At 73.9% G+C, this 14,703-nt stretch carries 12 protein-coding genes and 1 riboswitch; of the genes, 3 read left to right on the forward strand and 9 right to left on the reverse strand.

What is annotated here, in order from left to right; translation table 11 throughout:
* Window positions 1–2: 2 nt before the first annotated feature.
* From R2D22_RS28600 to R2D22_RS28630, 7 genes are all read right to left on the reverse strand, one after another.
* Window positions 3–1,367: a cobyrinic acid a,c-diamide synthase CobB gene (locus tag R2D22_RS28600; protein ID WP_318107570.1), complete on the reverse strand. Its 1,365-nt coding sequence runs from the start codon at window positions 1,365–1,367 to the stop codon at window positions 3–5.
* On the reverse strand, window positions 1,361–1,969 hold the full coding sequence (gene cobO / locus R2D22_RS28605; RefSeq protein WP_318107571.1) for a cob(I)yrinic acid a,c-diamide adenosyltransferase: 609 nt from the start codon (window positions 1,967–1,969) through the stop codon (window positions 1,361–1,363). The genes R2D22_RS28600 and cobO overlap by 7 nt, the downstream gene beginning before the upstream one ends.
* Window positions 1,969–4,005 (reverse strand): putative cobaltochelatase, encoded by a 2,037-nt coding sequence (locus tag R2D22_RS28610; RefSeq protein WP_318107572.1) that lies wholly within the window; start codon window positions 4,003–4,005, stop codon window positions 1,969–1,971. Before R2D22_RS28610 ends, cobO begins: the two co-directional genes overlap by 1 nt.
* Window positions 4,006–4,051: 46 nt before the next feature.
* A complete protein-coding gene (locus R2D22_RS28615; RefSeq protein WP_318107573.1) occupies window positions 4,052–5,560 on the reverse strand; it encodes a cobyric acid synthase in 1,509 nt (502 codons plus the stop codon).
* Window positions 5,557–6,519, reverse strand: a complete 963-nt coding sequence (locus R2D22_RS28620; protein WP_318107574.1) for a cobalamin biosynthesis protein — start codon at window positions 6,517–6,519, stop codon at window positions 5,557–5,559. The genes R2D22_RS28615 and R2D22_RS28620 overlap by 4 nt, the downstream gene beginning before the upstream one ends.
* A gap of 32 nt (window positions 6,520–6,551) precedes the next feature.
* A riboswitch (cobalamin riboswitch) is annotated at window positions 6,552–6,680 on the reverse strand.
* A 134-nt stretch (window positions 6,681–6,814) separates the two neighbouring features.
* On the reverse strand, window positions 6,815–7,036 hold the full coding sequence (locus R2D22_RS28625; protein WP_318107575.1) for a hypothetical protein: 222 nt from the start codon (window positions 7,034–7,036) through the stop codon (window positions 6,815–6,817).
* Between the two features lie 12 nt (window positions 7,037–7,048).
* On the reverse strand, window positions 7,049–8,314 hold the full coding sequence (locus tag R2D22_RS28630) for an inorganic phosphate transporter (protein WP_318107576.1): 1,266 nt from the start codon (window positions 8,312–8,314) through the stop codon (window positions 7,049–7,051).
* Window positions 8,315–8,633: 319 nt separating this feature from the next.
* On the opposite strand from R2D22_RS28630, the gene R2D22_RS28635 reads away from it, so the two are divergent.
* Window positions 8,634–9,761: an alpha/beta hydrolase gene (locus R2D22_RS28635; protein ID WP_318107577.1), complete on the forward strand. Its 1,128-nt coding sequence runs from the start codon at window positions 8,634–8,636 to the stop codon at window positions 9,759–9,761.
* A gap of 66 nt (window positions 9,762–9,827) precedes the next feature.
* Window positions 9,828–11,264 (forward strand): hypothetical protein, encoded by a 1,437-nt coding sequence (locus R2D22_RS28640; protein WP_411977093.1) that lies wholly within the window; start codon window positions 9,828–9,830, stop codon window positions 11,262–11,264.
* Window positions 11,265–11,277: 13 nt separating this feature from the next.
* Here the strand turns inward: R2D22_RS28640 and R2D22_RS28645 are convergent, their stop codons facing one another.
* Both R2D22_RS28645 and ypfJ read right to left on the reverse strand, forming a co-directional pair.
* A complete protein-coding gene (locus R2D22_RS28645) occupies window positions 11,278–11,679 on the reverse strand; it encodes a VOC family protein (RefSeq protein WP_318107578.1) in 402 nt (133 codons plus the stop codon).
* 107 nt (window positions 11,680–11,786) lie between these two features.
* Window positions 11,787–12,677 carry a KPN_02809 family neutral zinc metallopeptidase gene (gene ypfJ / locus R2D22_RS28650; RefSeq protein ID WP_318107579.1) on the reverse strand — a complete coding sequence of 297 codons (891 nt, stop codon included), beginning with the start codon at window positions 12,675–12,677 and terminating at the stop codon, window positions 11,787–11,789.
* 237 nt (window positions 12,678–12,914) lie between these two features.
* Between ypfJ and R2D22_RS28655 the strand changes: the two genes are divergently transcribed.
* Window positions 12,915–14,513: an ABC-F family ATP-binding cassette domain-containing protein gene (locus R2D22_RS28655; RefSeq protein WP_318107580.1), complete on the forward strand. Its 1,599-nt coding sequence runs from the start codon at window positions 12,915–12,917 to the stop codon at window positions 14,511–14,513.
* Window positions 14,514–14,703 lie beyond the last annotated feature (190 nt).

Below are 14,703 nucleotides of genomic sequence, written 5' to 3' on the forward strand. Positions count from 1 at the left end.
TCTCACGGGCAGTACTTCACGAATCTCCGGGCGGCGTGCGGTACGCCCGCCCAGTGCGTGTGCAGGTAGCTGGCGTGCACGCCCTGCTGGACGAAGCCCTCCACGCGCCGCTCCGGCTGCATCAGCCCCCACGCGGGCGCCGCGCCCGCGCCCGGCTCGATCACGGTGCGGTGGAACTCGTGCCCCCGCATCCGCGTGCCGGCCGCCGCGAGCACGCTGTCGCCGATGGCGACGGCGTCCCGGTAGCCGAGCGTCAGCCGCTCGGACATCCGCGCGTCGGCGTCGAGGACGCCGCACATGGGGTGCCCGTCGAGCGACCGCGCCAGGTACAGCAGCCCCGCGCACTCGGCCGCGATCGGCGCGCCGGAGGCGGCGAGCTCGGCGACGGCCTTGCGGAGGGGCTCGTTGGCGGAGAGCTGCTCGCCGTACACCTCGGGGAAGCCCCCGCCTATGACGAGACCGGAGGTCCCCTCGGGGAGGGCCTCGTCCCGGAGGGGATCGAAGGTGACGACGTCGGCGCCGCCCGCTTCCAGGAGTTCGGTGTGCTCGGCGTAAGAGAACGTGAACGCGGCCCCACCCGCGACGGCGACGGTCGGCCGGGTCGTGGGCAGGTGTTCCGGGCCACCCGCGTGCGGCAGCGCCGCGACGCCGGGGTCCCAGGGCTCCACGGAGAGCTCCGGCGCGCTCCGCGCGAGTGCCAGCAGCGCGTCCAGGTCGCACCCCGCACGCACCTGCTCCGCCTGAGCGGCAACCGCGGCCACGGCCTGCGCCTGCCGCTCCGCGACCGGTACCAGCCCCAGGTGCCGCGACGGCGTCGCCACCGCGGGCGCGCGCCGCAGCACGCCGAGCACCGGTACGCCGGACTCGCCGAGCGCCTCCCGGAGCAGGTGCTCGTGCCGGTCGGTGGCGACCTTGTTGAGGATCACCCCGCCGATCCGCACCTCCGGGTCCCAGGACGCGAACCCGTGCACCAGCGCCGCGACCGACCGCGACTGCGACGACGCGTCCACGACCAGCACCACCGGCGCCTTGAGCAGCTTCGCCACCTGTGCGGTGGACGCCAGCTCGCCCTGGTCGGCGGCCCCGTCGTACAGACCCATCACGCCCTCGACGACGGCCAGGTCGCAGCCCCGCGCGCCGTGCGCGAAGAGCGGCGCGACCAGCCCCGTACCGCACATGAAGGCGTCCAGGTTGCGGCCCGGGCGGCCGGTGGCCAGCGCGTGGTAGCCCGGGTCGATGTAGTCGGGGCCGACCTTGTGCGGGGACACCGCGAGGCCACGGCCGGCGAACGCGGCCATCAGGCCGGTCGCGACCGTGGTCTTGCCGGCCCCGGAGGACGGCGCGGCGATGACGAGACGTGCTACCACTCGATGCCCCGCTGCCCCTTCTGACCGGCGTCCATCGGGTGCTTGACCTTGGACATGTCGGTCACCAGGTCCGCGAAGTCCAGCAGTTCCTGCGGGGCGTTGCGGCCGGTGATGACGACGTGCTGCTGACCGGGCCGGTCGCGCAGCACCTCGACGACCTCCTTGGTGTCGATCCAGCCCCAGTGCAGCAGGTACGCGAACTCGTCGAGGACGTAGAACCTGTACTTCTCCGCGGCCAGGTCGCGCTTGACCTGCTCCCAGCCCTCGCGCGCCTTGTCCTCGTGCGACTGCTCGCCCTCGGCGACCTCGCGCTGGATCCAGGACCAGCCCTCGCCCATCTTGTTCCAGGTGACCGTGCCGCCCTTGCCGGTCTCGCCGAGGGCCTTCAGCGCGTTCTCCTCGCCGACCCGCCACTTCGCCGACTTGACGAACTGGAACACCCCGATCGGCCAGCCCTGGTTCCAGGCGCGCAGCGCCATGCCGAACGCGGCGGTCGACTTCCCCTTGCCGACACCGGTGTGCACCATCACCAGCGCACGGTTGCGGCGCTGGCGGGTGGTGAGACCGTCGTCGGGGATGACGGTCGGCTGTCCCTGCGGCATTAGGCGGCCCTCCTGGCGGTGGCGTGTTCGGCTTGTACGTTCCGGACGAGGCCGGCGATCGAGTCGGCGCGCAGCTCGTCCAAGGTGACGGCGGTGCCGCCGAGTTCACGGGCGAGGTCCCCGGCGAGGCCGAGCCGGACCGGCCCGGTCTCGCAGTCCACGACCACGCTGGCGGTGCCCTCGGCGGCGTGCAGCCGCGCGGCGCGGGCGGCGAGCGCCACCGGGTCCGCGCCGCCGCCGGTCGCCCGGCCGTCGGTCACGACGACCAGCAGCGGGCGGCGCGACGGGTCGCGCAACCGCTCGACGCGCAGCACGTCGTGGGCCTTGAGCAGCCCGGCGGAGAGCGGCGTACGGCCGCCCGTCGGGAGCTGTTCGAGCCGGGCCGCGGCGGCGTCGACGGACGAGGTCGGCGGCAGCGCGACCTCGGCGTCACGGCCGCGGAAGGTGACCAGGCCGACCTTGTCGCGGCGCTGGTACGCGTCGAGGAGCAGCGAGAGCACCGCCCCCTTGACCGCGCTCATGCGCTGCCGGGCGGCCATGGAGCCGGAGGCGTCCACGGCGAACAGGACGAGGTTGCCCTCGCGGCCCTCACGGGTCGCCTGCCGCAGGTCGTCGCGCCGGACCACCAGGCCCGGGCCGGAACGGCCGCGGGCTCTCTGGTGCGGGGCGGCGGCGGTGACCGTGGCGGTGAGGTGGAGCTTGGTCAGCGCGCCGCGGGGCCGGGTGGCGCCGGTGGTCCGGCCGTGCTCGGTACGAGCGCGGGAGCGGCGGCCGGCCGCGCCCTCGCCGAGACCGGGCACGCTGAGCATCTTCGTACGGAACGGCTCGGCGGCCTTGACGGCTGCGCGCTCTCCGGCGCCGCCGGGGGAGGGCGCGGGGGCGGGGGCCTCGTCGGGGGACGGGCTCTCCGGGGCGGCGTCGGGCCCGTCGCCCTGCGGCGGAACGCCACCGCCACCGCCACCCCCGTCCGGGCCGCCGTCGCCGGGGCCGTCGGGGTCCGGGTCCGGATCGTCCTCCGGCTCTTCGCCCTTGAACTGCTCCAGGGTCTCGTCGAGTTTGTCCTCGTCGAGGCCGGGAGCGTCGAAGGGGTTGCGGCGCCGGCGGTGCGGCAGCGCGAGCAGCGCCGCCTGCCGGACGTCCTCCGATGTGACGTCGGTCCGCCCCGCCCAGGCGGCGAGCGCGGTCGCGGTCCGGGCCATCACGATGTCGGCGCGCATGCCGTCGACCTCGAACGCGGCGCAGGTCGCGGCGATCTGGAGCAGCGCGGCGTCCCCGAGCACGACCTGCGGCAGCAGGGCGCGGGCGGCGACGATCCGGTCCCGCAGCGCGGTCTCCTCGGCCGCCCAGCGGGCGGCGAAGGCGGCCGGGTCGTCCTCGAAAGCGAGCCTCCGGCGCACCACTTCGACCCGCTGCTCGGGCTCGCGCGAGGCGGCGACCTCGACGGTGAGCCCGAACCGGTCGAGCAACTGCGGCCGCAGCTCGCCCTCCTCGGGGTTCATCGTGCCCACGAGCAGGAACCGCGCGGCGTGCCGCACGGAGACGCCCTCGCGCTCGACGTAGGAGGAGCCCATGGCGGCGGCGTCGAGCAGCAGATCGATCAGATGGTCGTGCAGCAGATTGACCTCGTCGACGTACAGGATGCCGCGATGCGCATCGGCCAGCAGCCCCGGCTCGAACGCCTTCACACCGTCGGCGAGCGCCTTCTCGATGTCCAGCGCGCCGACCAGCCGGTCCTCGGACGCGCCGACGGGCAGCTCGACCATGCGCGCGGGCCGGGAGTCGGCCCCGGCCGCCCGGTGCGGCCCGTCCGGGCAGCCCGGATCGGGCGAGGCGGGATCACAGCTGAACCGGCACCCGGCGACCACGGCCACCGGCGGCAGCAGATCGGCGAGCGCCCGCACGGCGGTCGACTTGGCGGTCCCCTTCTCGCCGCGCACGAGAACCCCGCCCACCGCCGGGCTGACGGCGTTCAGCAGCAACGCCAGCCGCAGGTCGTCCATCCCGACGACGGCGGTGAACGGATACCGGGTGCTCACAGGCTGGTCCTTTCCACGAGTTCCAACGGCTGATCCACCGGCCGCCTCACGGCGCGCCCGGCGGTACGAACGGAAGGCCTTCCGGCGGGCCGGTCTCGATCAGACGCAGCAGCGCGTCCGTGTCCGCGTGTTCCTCGATCAGGTCGCCGAGGCGGTCCAGCTGCTCCTCCCGCAGCGCGCCGAACGACGTGTCCGGTGCCGGGACGAAGCGGCGGCCCGCCGCCGTCGCGACCTCACGGAGGAACGCCCGCCTGAAGCCGTCGCTCTCCAGGGAGCCGTGCCAGTGCGTTCCCCACACCGCGCCCACCCGGCAGCCGTCCAGGAACGGCTCGCCGCCGTGTACGTCCGCGACACCGTGGTGGATCTCGTAGCCCTCGACGCGCTCGCCGAGCGCCTCGCCGACCGGGCGGGCCAGGGTCTTCTCCACCGCGAAGCGGACCCGTACGGGCAGCAGCCCGAGCCCGGCCACGCTGCCCGCCTTGGACTCGACCTCGTCCTCGATGTGCTCCGACAGCGCCTGGAAGCCGCCGCAGATGCCGAGCACCGGCCGGCCCTCCGCCGCGCGCCGCGCGATAGCGTCCGCAAGGCCTCGCTCCCGCAGCCAGGCCAGCGCCTTCACCGTCCCGCGCGTCCCCGGTACGACGACCAGGTCCGCGTCGACGAGCTCCTCCGCGCGGTCCACGAACCGCACCACCACGCCCGGCTCGGCCGCCAGCGCGTCGACGTCCGTGAAGTTCGACATCAGCGGGACCGCGCAGACCGCGACCCGCAGCACGTCCTCGCCGACCGGCGGCGCGACCACGGACTCCCGCACCGCGCCGCGCAGCGAGACCCGCAGGCCGTCCTCCTCGTCGATGCCGAGGCCGTGCGCGTACGGCAGGACGCCGAAGGTCCGCCGCCCGGTCAGGCCGTGCAGCATGTCGAGACCCGGTTCCAGCAGCGTCACGTCGCCGCGGAACTTGTTCACCAGGTACCCGGCGATCAGCCGCTGGTCCTCCGGCGCGAGCAGCGCCGTCGTTCCGAAGAACTGGGCGAACACCCCGCCCCGGTCGATGTCCCCGACGACCACCACCGGCAGCTCCGCCGCCCGCGCGATCCCCATGTTGACGATGTCCGTGCGCCGCAGGTTGATCTCGGCGGGGCTGCCCGCGCCCTCGCAGATCACCGCGTCGTACGTGCTCCGCAGCTCCTCCAGGCAGCCGAGGACCGGCTCGAACAGCTCCTTCTGCCGGCCCCCGTGGTACCCGCGGGCGCTCAGCTCGCCGACCGGCCTGCCCATCAGCACGACCTGGCTGGACCGGTCGCTGCCGGGCTTCAGCAGCACCGGGTTCATCAGCGCGGTCGGCTCGACCCGTGCCGCCTGCGCCTGCATGGCCTGCGCCCGGCCGATCTCCGCGCCCTCCCGGGTCACGAAGGAGTTCAGGGACATGTTCTGTCCCTTGAACGGCGCGACCTTGATCCCCTGCCGGACCAGCCAACGGCAGATGCCGGCCGTGACGACGCTCTTGCCCGCGTCGGACGTGGTCCCGGCGACCAGCAGCCCCCCGCCTCTCATGCACCCCTCCGCTTCCACGCGCCCGCCACGAGCCTTCCGGCCACACACACCCCCAGCGTCAGCGCCGTCACCCGGCGCGACAGACGTACCGCCCGCTCGATGTCGGCCACCGCCACGTCCCGGCCCGGCCCGTTCAGGACCGGCCGGTGCTCGACCCGCCCGCCGTACGACAGGGTGCCCCCGAGCCGTACGCCGAGCGCCCCCGCGAACGAGGCCTCCACCGGGCCCGCGTTGGGGCTCGGGTGCTTCGCCGCGTCCGCGCGCCAGGCCCGTACCGCGCCCTGGCGGTCGCCGCCGGCGACGGTGGCCAGCGCGGCGGTCAGCCGGGCGCCCGGCCATCCGGCCAGGTCGTCGAGCCGGGCCGACGCCCAGCCGAACCGGCGGTACCGCGCGGACTTGTGGCCGACCATCGCGTCCAGGGTGTTCACCGCGCGGAAGCCGAGCAGCCCCGGCACTCCCGCGACCGCGCCCCACACGAGCGCGCCCACCACGGCGTCGGAGGTGTTCTCGGCGACCGACTCGACGACGGCGCGGGCCATCCCCGGACCGTCCAGCGCCTGCGGGTCGCGTCCGCACAGATGGGGCAGCCGCTCCCGGGCGGCCTCCAGGTCGCCCGCCGCGAGCGCGCCGCCGATCGCCCGGGCCTCCCGGCCCAGACTCGTGCCGCCGACGACGGCCCACACGGAGGCTGCGGTCAGCGCGACGGAGGCGGTGCTCCGGCCCCTGACGGCCCGGGCCGCGAGCGCGCCCGCGGCGGCGGCGCCGCCCACGCAGGCGGCGGTGTGCAGCGCACCCCAGCCGCGGTGGTCGCGCCACAGGACGCGCTCGACCGCCCCCGCGGCCCGGCCGAAGGCCGCGACGGGATGGCCCCGGCGCGGGTCGCCCAGGGCGAGATCGGCCACCAGACCGGCGGTGGCGCCGTACGCGAAGACAGCTGTGGCTGAACTGCGGCCAGGCATGGCGCATTGTCCTCACTCAGGGTCCGCGCCCTGGCTCGACGTGACCGGCGGCGAGAGTTCCTGGCTCCCGGGGCTCGTACCTCGTACCCCGGTCACAGTGGCGGGACCGCGCCGGATTCGCACCGGGCTTCCTCTTCGTTGCCGCCGTAATGGCCCCGTGAGTCCACCACGCCCCGCGAACAGCCGTCAACTCACCCTTGACCTGCGACGGGTCACTGTGCGAAGCACCACAAACACGACGGCCGGGCGGGCCGCACCCGAAGGTGCGACCCGCCCGGCCGGTGGTTCCGGATCGTCAGGCGACGATCAGATAGATGCCGTACGCGACGGCCGCCGCGCACAGCGCGAAGCAGGCGTACGCGCCGGTCCGCGCCAGTGCGGCGGAGCCGCCCTGCGCGGCGGCCCGCTCCTGCTTGGAGAGGCCGGCGATGCCGAGGGTGAACAGGCCCACGAGGGCGACGGTCGCCACGAGGCTGACTCCGAAGACGGAGCCGAGAGCTGCCCAGTCGATCTTCATGTCGTTCGTTCCTTACACCGCGGCGGCGGAGGCCGGGGGAGCGGCCGGGTCCGTGGGGGCCGGCGTGGGGATGGTGGTCTTGAGGTCCTCGTCCGCGACGGCGGCGACGGAGCCGGCCGGCGGCGGGGTGACGGCCGCGATGGCCGTGGTCACGACACCCGCGGGCTCGGCGTCGACGTCCGTGTCGTTGACGTTGGTGTGGTCGACGACCTGGCGGCGGGAGATGACCCAGATGGCGACGCAGGAGGCGATCAGGAAGGCCGTGACGGCGGCGACGCCCCAGGAGCCCTGACGGGCGACGTACTCGGCGCCGGCCCCGACCAGGCCCGCGGCCGGAAGGGTCAGGCCCCAGGCGACGAACATCCGGGTGGCGGTCGACCAGCGGACGACGCCGCCCTTGCGGCCCAGGCCCGCGCCCATGACGGCGCCGGAGCAGGAGTGCGTGGTCGAGAGGGAGAAGCCCAGGTGGGAGGAGGCCAGGATGACCGTGGCCGCGCTGGTCTGCGCGGCGAAGCCCTGCTGCGGCTGGAGGTCCGTCAGGCCCTTGCCCATCGTGCGGATGATGCGCCAGCCGCCGAGGTAGGTGCCGAGCGCGATCGCCGTACCGGCGGAGACGATGACCCAGACCGGCGGGTTCGAGCCGGGGGCGAGGGCGCCGCCGGCGACCAGGGCCAGGGTGATGATGCCCATCGTCTTCTGGGCGTCGTTGGTGCCGTGGGCGAGGGAGACGAGACCGGCGGACGCGATCTGACCGGCCCGGTAGCCCTTCTCGGTCGCCTTGCCGTCCGCGTTCTTGCCGAGGCGGTACGAGAGCCGGGTGCCGAGCATCGCGGCGATGCCGGCGACCAGCGGGGCCGCGACGGCCGGGATCAGGACCTTGGTGACGACGACGTCGCCGTTGACGCCGCTGACGCCGATCGAGGCGACGGTCGCACCGATGAGGCCGCCCATCAGAGCGTGGGAGGAGCTGGACGGCAGTCCGACCAGCCAGGTCACGAGATTCCACAGGATCGCGCCGACGAGCGCGGCGAGGATCACTTCGGGCTGGATGCCCTCTTCGTTGACCAGTCCCTTGGAGATCGTGTTGGCGACCTCGATGGACAGGAAGGCGCCGACGAGGTTCAGCACGGCGGACATGGCCACCGCCGTCTTCGGCTTGAGTGCACCGGTCGAGATGGTCGTGGCCATCGCGTTGGCGGTGTCGTGGAAACCGTTCGTGAAATCGAACACGAGAGCTGTCACGACCACAATGGCGAGCAGCAGCGTGATGTGTTCCATTTACCCAGGCAATCGTTTGACGTCAGTGGCGCGTCGAACGTAAGCAACCTGAGTGAACGGAAGATGAACTGGGTCGGGCGATGGGGTGTCTCGAACCGGGTTCCGGGGATTCCGCTTAGCCGTGGGGTCGCTCGAACGAGGCGGGTGTGACCGGCGGTAATACCCGTACTCGTGGGGGAGTGGCCGGTGTGTGCCGGTACGGCCACTATCGCCCGGCGGCCCGTCGCCGCCCCGGCCGACGCGGTCGGAAGAGATTCTGGTCACCCTGGCGGCCCCCTGTCGGCTGGCAGAGCGCCGCACCCGTACCGACACTGGAACGGTGCGCCCGGCTACAGCGACGGCAGCGGCCGTCACCACCCTGATCGGTGTCGGCGCGGCCGTGTACGCGGTCGGCCGGTACGCCAGTGACGCGGCCCTCAACCCGCCGCCCGGCCGGCCCCTGCCCGGCGACCCCAGACTCACCGTCCACGCCACGGGCCCGGGCCGGATCACCCTGACCCGCAGCCTCGCCGCGCTCCGCCCCGGCACGTACGGCATCGAGGGCACCGACGTGCACGCCGTCGTCGGCCCCGTGCTCGACCACGTCCCGCACACCGCCGACACCGTCGTGCGCCGGCTCGAACGGGTCGAACAGGGCACGCTGCAGACCGGCGCCAAGGTCCGGCTCACCCCGCAGCTGCACGCCGGGACCCCGCTCAGCGCCCTCGGCGTCGAGTACCAGGACGTCGAGATCCCCGGCGAGCTGGGCACCCTGCCCGCCTGGCACGTGGCCGGGCCCCGCTCCACCTGGGTGATCACCCTGCACGGCCTCGGCACCACCCGGCAGCACCCCCTCAATCTGCTGCCCTTCCTGCGCCGGCACCAGATCCCCGTCCTCATGCCTGCCTATCGCGGCGACCCGGGCGCCCCCAGCTCCCCGGACGGCCTCGGGCACCTCGGCGAATCGGAGTGGCGCGACGTCGACGCGGCCATCCGGCACGCGGTCCGGCACGGCGCCCAGAAGGTCGTCCTGCACGGCTGGTCCACCGGCGCCACCATGGCCCTGCACGCCGCCGTCGGCTCCGGACTGCGCGAGCGCGTCGCCGGCCTCGTGCTCGACTCCCCGGTCCTCGACCAGGAGGCCACCCTGCGCGCCCTCGCCGCCGCCCGCCGCACCCCCGCCCCGCTGCTGCCGCTCGCCGTCCGCGCCGCGCGCAGCAGGAGCGGACTGCACGGCGAGCCGCTCCAGGAGTCCACCGACCCGCAGGCCCTGCGGGTGCCGGCGCTCCTGTTCCACGGGCCCGACGACACCCTCGCGCCCTGGGAGCCGTCCCGCGAACTCGCGGCGCTCCGCCCGGACCTGGTCACCCTCAGGAGCGTCCCGCACGCCCCGCACGCGGCCATGTGGAACGCCGACCCGACCCGCTACGAAGAGGCTCTGCGCCGCTTCCTCATCCCCCTGCTCTAGGGGCCGCCGCGGACGGCCGCGGGATTCCGATTGGGCTTTCGGGCCGTCAGCGGGAAGACTGCCCCCGTGACGTCTCGAAAGCCTGATGAGCAATTGGCGCGCAACTCCAGACTCCGACTCGTCCGTCCGCGGGCCTTCGCCACCGCCCGACGGGCCGTGACGACCCGCCGGACCCGGCCGGCGCCGCGGCCGCCCGAGGGCACCCCGCCCCGCCAGGAACTGGCCCGCCAGGCGCGGACCGTCCTCGGCGACGCCGTCCGGATCGCCCGCTGGGCCTCCGTCGCACGGACCCCCGAAGCACTCCCGGCCCGGGAACGGGCCGCCGCCGAACTCGACCTGACGCCGGACCAGATCCGGGCCGGCTGGGACCGCGCCCGGCTCGCCGGGCTCGTCGAGCTGCACGGCGACACCGCCCGCCCCGGCTGGCGGCTGCACGCCTGGGACCGCGACGACTCCGCCGTGCTGCGCGGCTGGGTCGCGCTCTTCGACGCCTGGTCGCTCGTGCACCCCGCCCCCGAGGACGTCGCCCCCGGCGCCGTCGCGGAGGTCGTCGAAGCCGTCCCGCAGTTGCTCTCCCTCCTCCAGCTGTCCGCCGGGCCCGTGCTCGTCCCGGCGCTGCTCGACCTGCTCCGGCAGCGCGTCGAGGAACTGCGCGAGGAACGCTGCGAGGTGCCCGCCCCGGACACCGCCGCCGACCCCGCGGAGCCGGCCGCCGCGACCGACGCACTCGCGACCGAGGGGCTCGCGACCGAGGGGCTCGCGACCGAGGCACTCGCCGCCGAGGCGCTCGCACCGCTGCTCGGCTGGGCCCTGGAGGGCCTCGCCGCCGTCGGCGCGCTCACCCTCGGCGAGGGCCAGGCCACCCTCACCCCGCTCGGCAACTGGGCGGTCTGGGTCAAGCTGGAGCAGATCTGCGTCGCCGCGCAGAGCCCCGCCGGCAACATCGAGCAGTCCGCCGAGGACATGCTGCGCGGCTGCGCCCGGCTCACCCCCGGCCCGGCCCGCGCCGAGTACCGCGCCTGGCTCGCCGCCCGCACGCTCGGCAGCGCCGTCACCGAACTGCTCGCCGTCGCCCGTGGCGAGGACGCCCTGCTGCGCGGGCTCGCCTTCGAGGCGCTCCGCGTCGTCGGCGCCCCCGCCGAGGCGGAGGTGCGCGCCGCCGCCGAGGAGCCCTCGCTGCGCCCGTACGCACTGCTCTGGCTCGCCGAGTACGACGGCGCCGACCCGGACGACGCCCAGGACGTGCTCACCCGCGAGGAGGCGACCTGGCTCTGGGTGGACACCGCGGCCGCCGTCGCCGACCACGGCGAGAGCACCCTGCTGGTCCGCCACCTCGAATCCGCCGTGCAGGGCACCGTCCCCGCCCTGCTCGACGAGGTCCGGGCGGTCGGCCACCCGCGCACCGTGCAGGTCCTGGTCGCGCTCGCCGCGGCGCACCCCGATCCCGCCCTCGCCAAGGCGGTCCGGCGGGCGGCCTTCCAGGTCCACACCGGCGGCGCCTGACCGCCCGCTCCGGCTACTCCGCGGTGCCGGGGGCGTACGTGCCGAAGCTCCACACGTTGCCCTCGGTGTCCCGGGCCATGTAGTCCCGGGCGCCGTACTCCTGGTCCGTCGGCGGCATCACGATCTCGGCGCCGTGGGCCACCGCCCGCGCATGGTGTTCGTCCACGTCGTCCACGTGGACGAACACGCCGGCCGGCCCGGCCCCGGCCATCAGCTTGTCGAACTCGCTGCCCGTCCCTCTGCTCCCGAGCATCACCATCCCGTTCCCGTACGAGAGCTCGGCGTGCAGCACCCGGCCGTCCTCGCCCTCGTACACGGCGGTCTCGGTGAAGCCGAACCCCTCCGTGAGCAGCTTGATCGCGGCCTTCGCGTCGTCGTAGGTCAGGGTCGGACAGATATGGGGCGCCTCGGCCATCCCGATCACTCCTTCTCGCTCGATCGACTCGCCGGAATGTGATCTGGCTCTCAGTCTGGCAGCCGCCACCGACAACGCGCCCAATCCGCGCCGGAATCGACGGCGGCTCAGCGGAAGGTGTTGCAGCGCGCCATGTCTCCGGTCGTGTAGCCGGTGTAGAACCACTGCTGCCGCTGCGCCGCCGACCCGTGCGTCCAGCTCTCCGGCGTCACCCGCCCCTGGAACCGCTCCTGGATCCGGTCGTCGCCCACCGCGGCCGCCGCGTCCAGGCCGTCCCGGATATCGGCGTCGGTCAGCCGCGTCAGCAGAGGCCGCCCGGTCCGCTCGGTCGGCGTGGTCGTCGCGTGCCGCGCCCACACGCCCGCGTAGCAGTCCGCCTGCAGCTCCACCCGTACCGCGTTGGAGTTCGCGCCGGTCCGCCCGTCCTGCGAGCGGCTCAGCGTCCCCATCAGGTTCTGCACGTGGTGCCCGTACTCGTGCGCCACCACGTACGCCTGCGCGAACGGGCCGCCACCGGCGCCGAACCTGGTCCGCAGCTCCTCGAAGAACCCCAGGTCGAGATAGACCTGCCGGTCGCCCGGGCAGTAGAACGGCCCGACCGCCGAACTCGCCGCGCCGCACGCCGTCCCCACCCGGTCCGTGAACATGACCGTGCGCGCCGGCCCGTACCGCCCGCCCCGCCGCGCGTACTCGGCGCCCCAGTAGTCCTGGACGCTGTTGACGACCGCGACGATCCGGCAGTCCTCGCGGGTGTTCGCGTCCGCGCCGGTCCGGCACTGCCGGTCCACCTGGGCCGCCGAGGACGCCGTCGCCACCGGGTCCTCGCCCCCGGACGACAGTCCCAGCTGCTCGGGGCCCACGCCGAAGAGGACGCCGAGGATCAGGGCGATGAGGCCGATGACGCCGCCGCCGACCGTGGCCTTCCCGCCCGGGATCCGGCCGCCCCGGGCGTCCCGCACCTCCGAGGTGTCCAGGTCGGCGTCGTCGTCGAACTGCATGGGCCCACACCCTCCGCGTCACTGCCGCGGCAGGGGCCGCCGCCCTGCGCCGAGTATCGATCACTCGCACATGGTTCGCCCCTTTTGTCGGATGTGAGGAGGGCGACCCCCGGGCACGGAAAATCAGTTGCATGCGCCCGTTAGACTGGCCTCATGGCCATTCTCCCCGCGCATTAGACGGCGTCGAAGCCCGCAGCGCCCGTCCTTCCGCCGTCCATACCGCCCTGGAGTCTGTCCGTGATCACCGCTTCCGGCATCGAGCTGCGCGCCGGCGCCCGCGTCCTCATCGAGTCCGCTTCCTTCCGTATCGCCAAGGGCGACCGCATCGGTCTGGTCGGCCGCAACGGCGCCGGCAAGACCACCCTCACCAAGTGCCTCGCAGGCGAGGGCCAGCCCGCCGCCGGCACCATCGCCCGCTCGGGCGAGGTCGGCTACCTCCCGCAGGACCCGCGCACCGGCGACCTCGACGTCCTGGCCCGTGACCGGGTCCTCTCCGCGCGCGGCCTCGACGTGCTGATCCGCAAGATGCGGCAGAACGAGGAGCGCATCGCCACCGGCGCGGGCGCCACCCGCGAGAAGGCGCTGCGACAGTACGAGCGCCAGGAGACCGAGTTCCTCACCAAGGGCGGGTACGCCGCCGAGGCCGAGGCCGCCACCATCGCCGCCGCGCTGGGTCTGCCCGACCGGGTGCTCGGCCAGCCGCTGCACACCCTCTCCGGCGGTCAGCGCCGCCGGATCGAGCTGGCCCGGATCCTCTTCTCGGACGCCGACACCCTGCTCCTCGACGAGCCCACCAACCACCTCGACGCCGACTCGATCGTCTGGCTGCGCGACTACCTGAAGACCTACCGCGGCGGCTTCATCGTGATCTCCCACGACGTCGACCTGGTCGAGACGGTCGTCAACAAGGTCTTCTACCTGGACGCCAACCGCTCCGTCATCGACGTCTACAACATGGGCTGGAAGCTCTACCAGCAGCAGCGCGAGGCGGACGAGAAGCGACGCAAGCGCGAGCGCCAGAACGCCGAGAAGAAGGCCGCCGCGCTCAACTCGCAGGCCGACAAGATGCGCGCCAAGGCCACCAAGACCGTCGCCGCGCAGAACATGGCCAAGCGCGCCGAGCGCCTGCTGTCCGGCCTGGAGGCGGTCCGCGTCTCCGACAAGGTCGCCAAGCTGCGCTTCCCGGAGCCCGCGCCCTGCGGCAAGACCCCGCTGACGGCGGAGGGCCTGTCGAAGTCGTACGGCTCCCTCGAGATCTTCACCGACGTGGACCTTGCGATCGACAAGGGCTCGCGCGTCGTCATCCTCGGCCTCAACGGTGCCGGCAAGACCACTCTGCTCCGCCTGCTCGGCGGCGTCGAGCAGCCGGACACCGGCCAGGTCACCCCGGGCCACGGCCTCAAGCTCGGCTACTACGCCCAGGAGCACGAGACCCTCGACCCGGACCGCAGCGTCCTGGAGAACATGCGCTCGGCGGCCCCCGACCTCGACCTCGTCGAGGTGCGCAAGGTCCTCGGCTCGTTCCTGTTCTCCGGCGACGACGTAGACAAGCCGGCCGGCGTGCTCTCCGGCGGCGAGAAGACCCGGCTCGCGCTCGCGACCCTCGTCGTCTCCTCGGCGAACGTGCTGCTCCTCGACGAACCGACGAACAACCTCGACCCGGCCAGCCGCGAGGAGATCCTCGGCGCGCTGCGCACCTACAAGGGCGCGGTCGTGCTCGTCACCCACGACGAGGGCGCCGTCGAGGCGCTCGACCCGGAGCGGATCATCCTGCTCCCGGACGGCGTCGAGGACCTGTGGGGCGCGGACTACGCGGACCTCGTGGCGCTCGCCTGATCATCTCCGTAGGGATCATTCGGCTCATCGGTGATCCGTCATCTGAGTGAGAACGTCTGGTACCGGGGCGCGACGCCGTGCGGAATCCTTCCGTCGGGCGGCGCGCCCCGTCTCTTCGGGCGGCACGGCCCTGACCTGGCACTTCCGTCGTGAGCGCGGCCTGGAGGCGCCATGGACACGACCGGAATCC

Origin of the sequence: Streptomyces sp. HUAS YS2, from assembly GCF_033343995.1 — a bacterium.
Taxonomy (GTDB): Bacteria; Actinomycetota; Actinomycetes; order Streptomycetales; family Streptomycetaceae; genus Streptomyces; species Streptomyces solicathayae.

What these genes read in the sequence shown, in the direction of transcription:
- cobO (WP_318107571.1), bottom strand. Translation starts at nt 1,969, where the DNA reads ATGCCGCAGGGACAGCCGACCGTCATCCCCGACGACGGTCTCACCACC.
- R2D22_RS28615 (WP_318107573.1), bottom strand. Translation starts at nt 5,560, where the DNA reads ATGAGAGGCGGGGGGCTGCTGGTCGCCGGGACCACGTCCGACGCGGGC.
- R2D22_RS28620 (WP_318107574.1), bottom strand. Translation starts at nt 6,519, where the DNA reads ATGCCTGGCCGCAGTTCAGCCACAGCTGTCTTCGCGTACGGCGCCACC.
- R2D22_RS28625 (WP_318107575.1), bottom strand. Translation starts at nt 7,036, where the DNA reads ATGAAGATCGACTGGGCAGCTCTCGGCTCCGTCTTCGGAGTCAGCCTC.
- R2D22_RS28630 (WP_318107576.1), bottom strand. Translation starts at nt 8,314, where the DNA reads ATGGAACACATCACGCTGCTGCTCGCCATTGTGGTCGTGACAGCTCTC.
- R2D22_RS28645 (WP_318107578.1), bottom strand. Translation starts at nt 11,679, where the DNA reads ATGGCCGAGGCGCCCCATATCTGTCCGACCCTGACCTACGACGACGCG.
- ypfJ (WP_318107579.1), bottom strand. Translation starts at nt 12,677, where the DNA reads ATGCAGTTCGACGACGACGCCGACCTGGACACCTCGGAGGTGCGGGAC.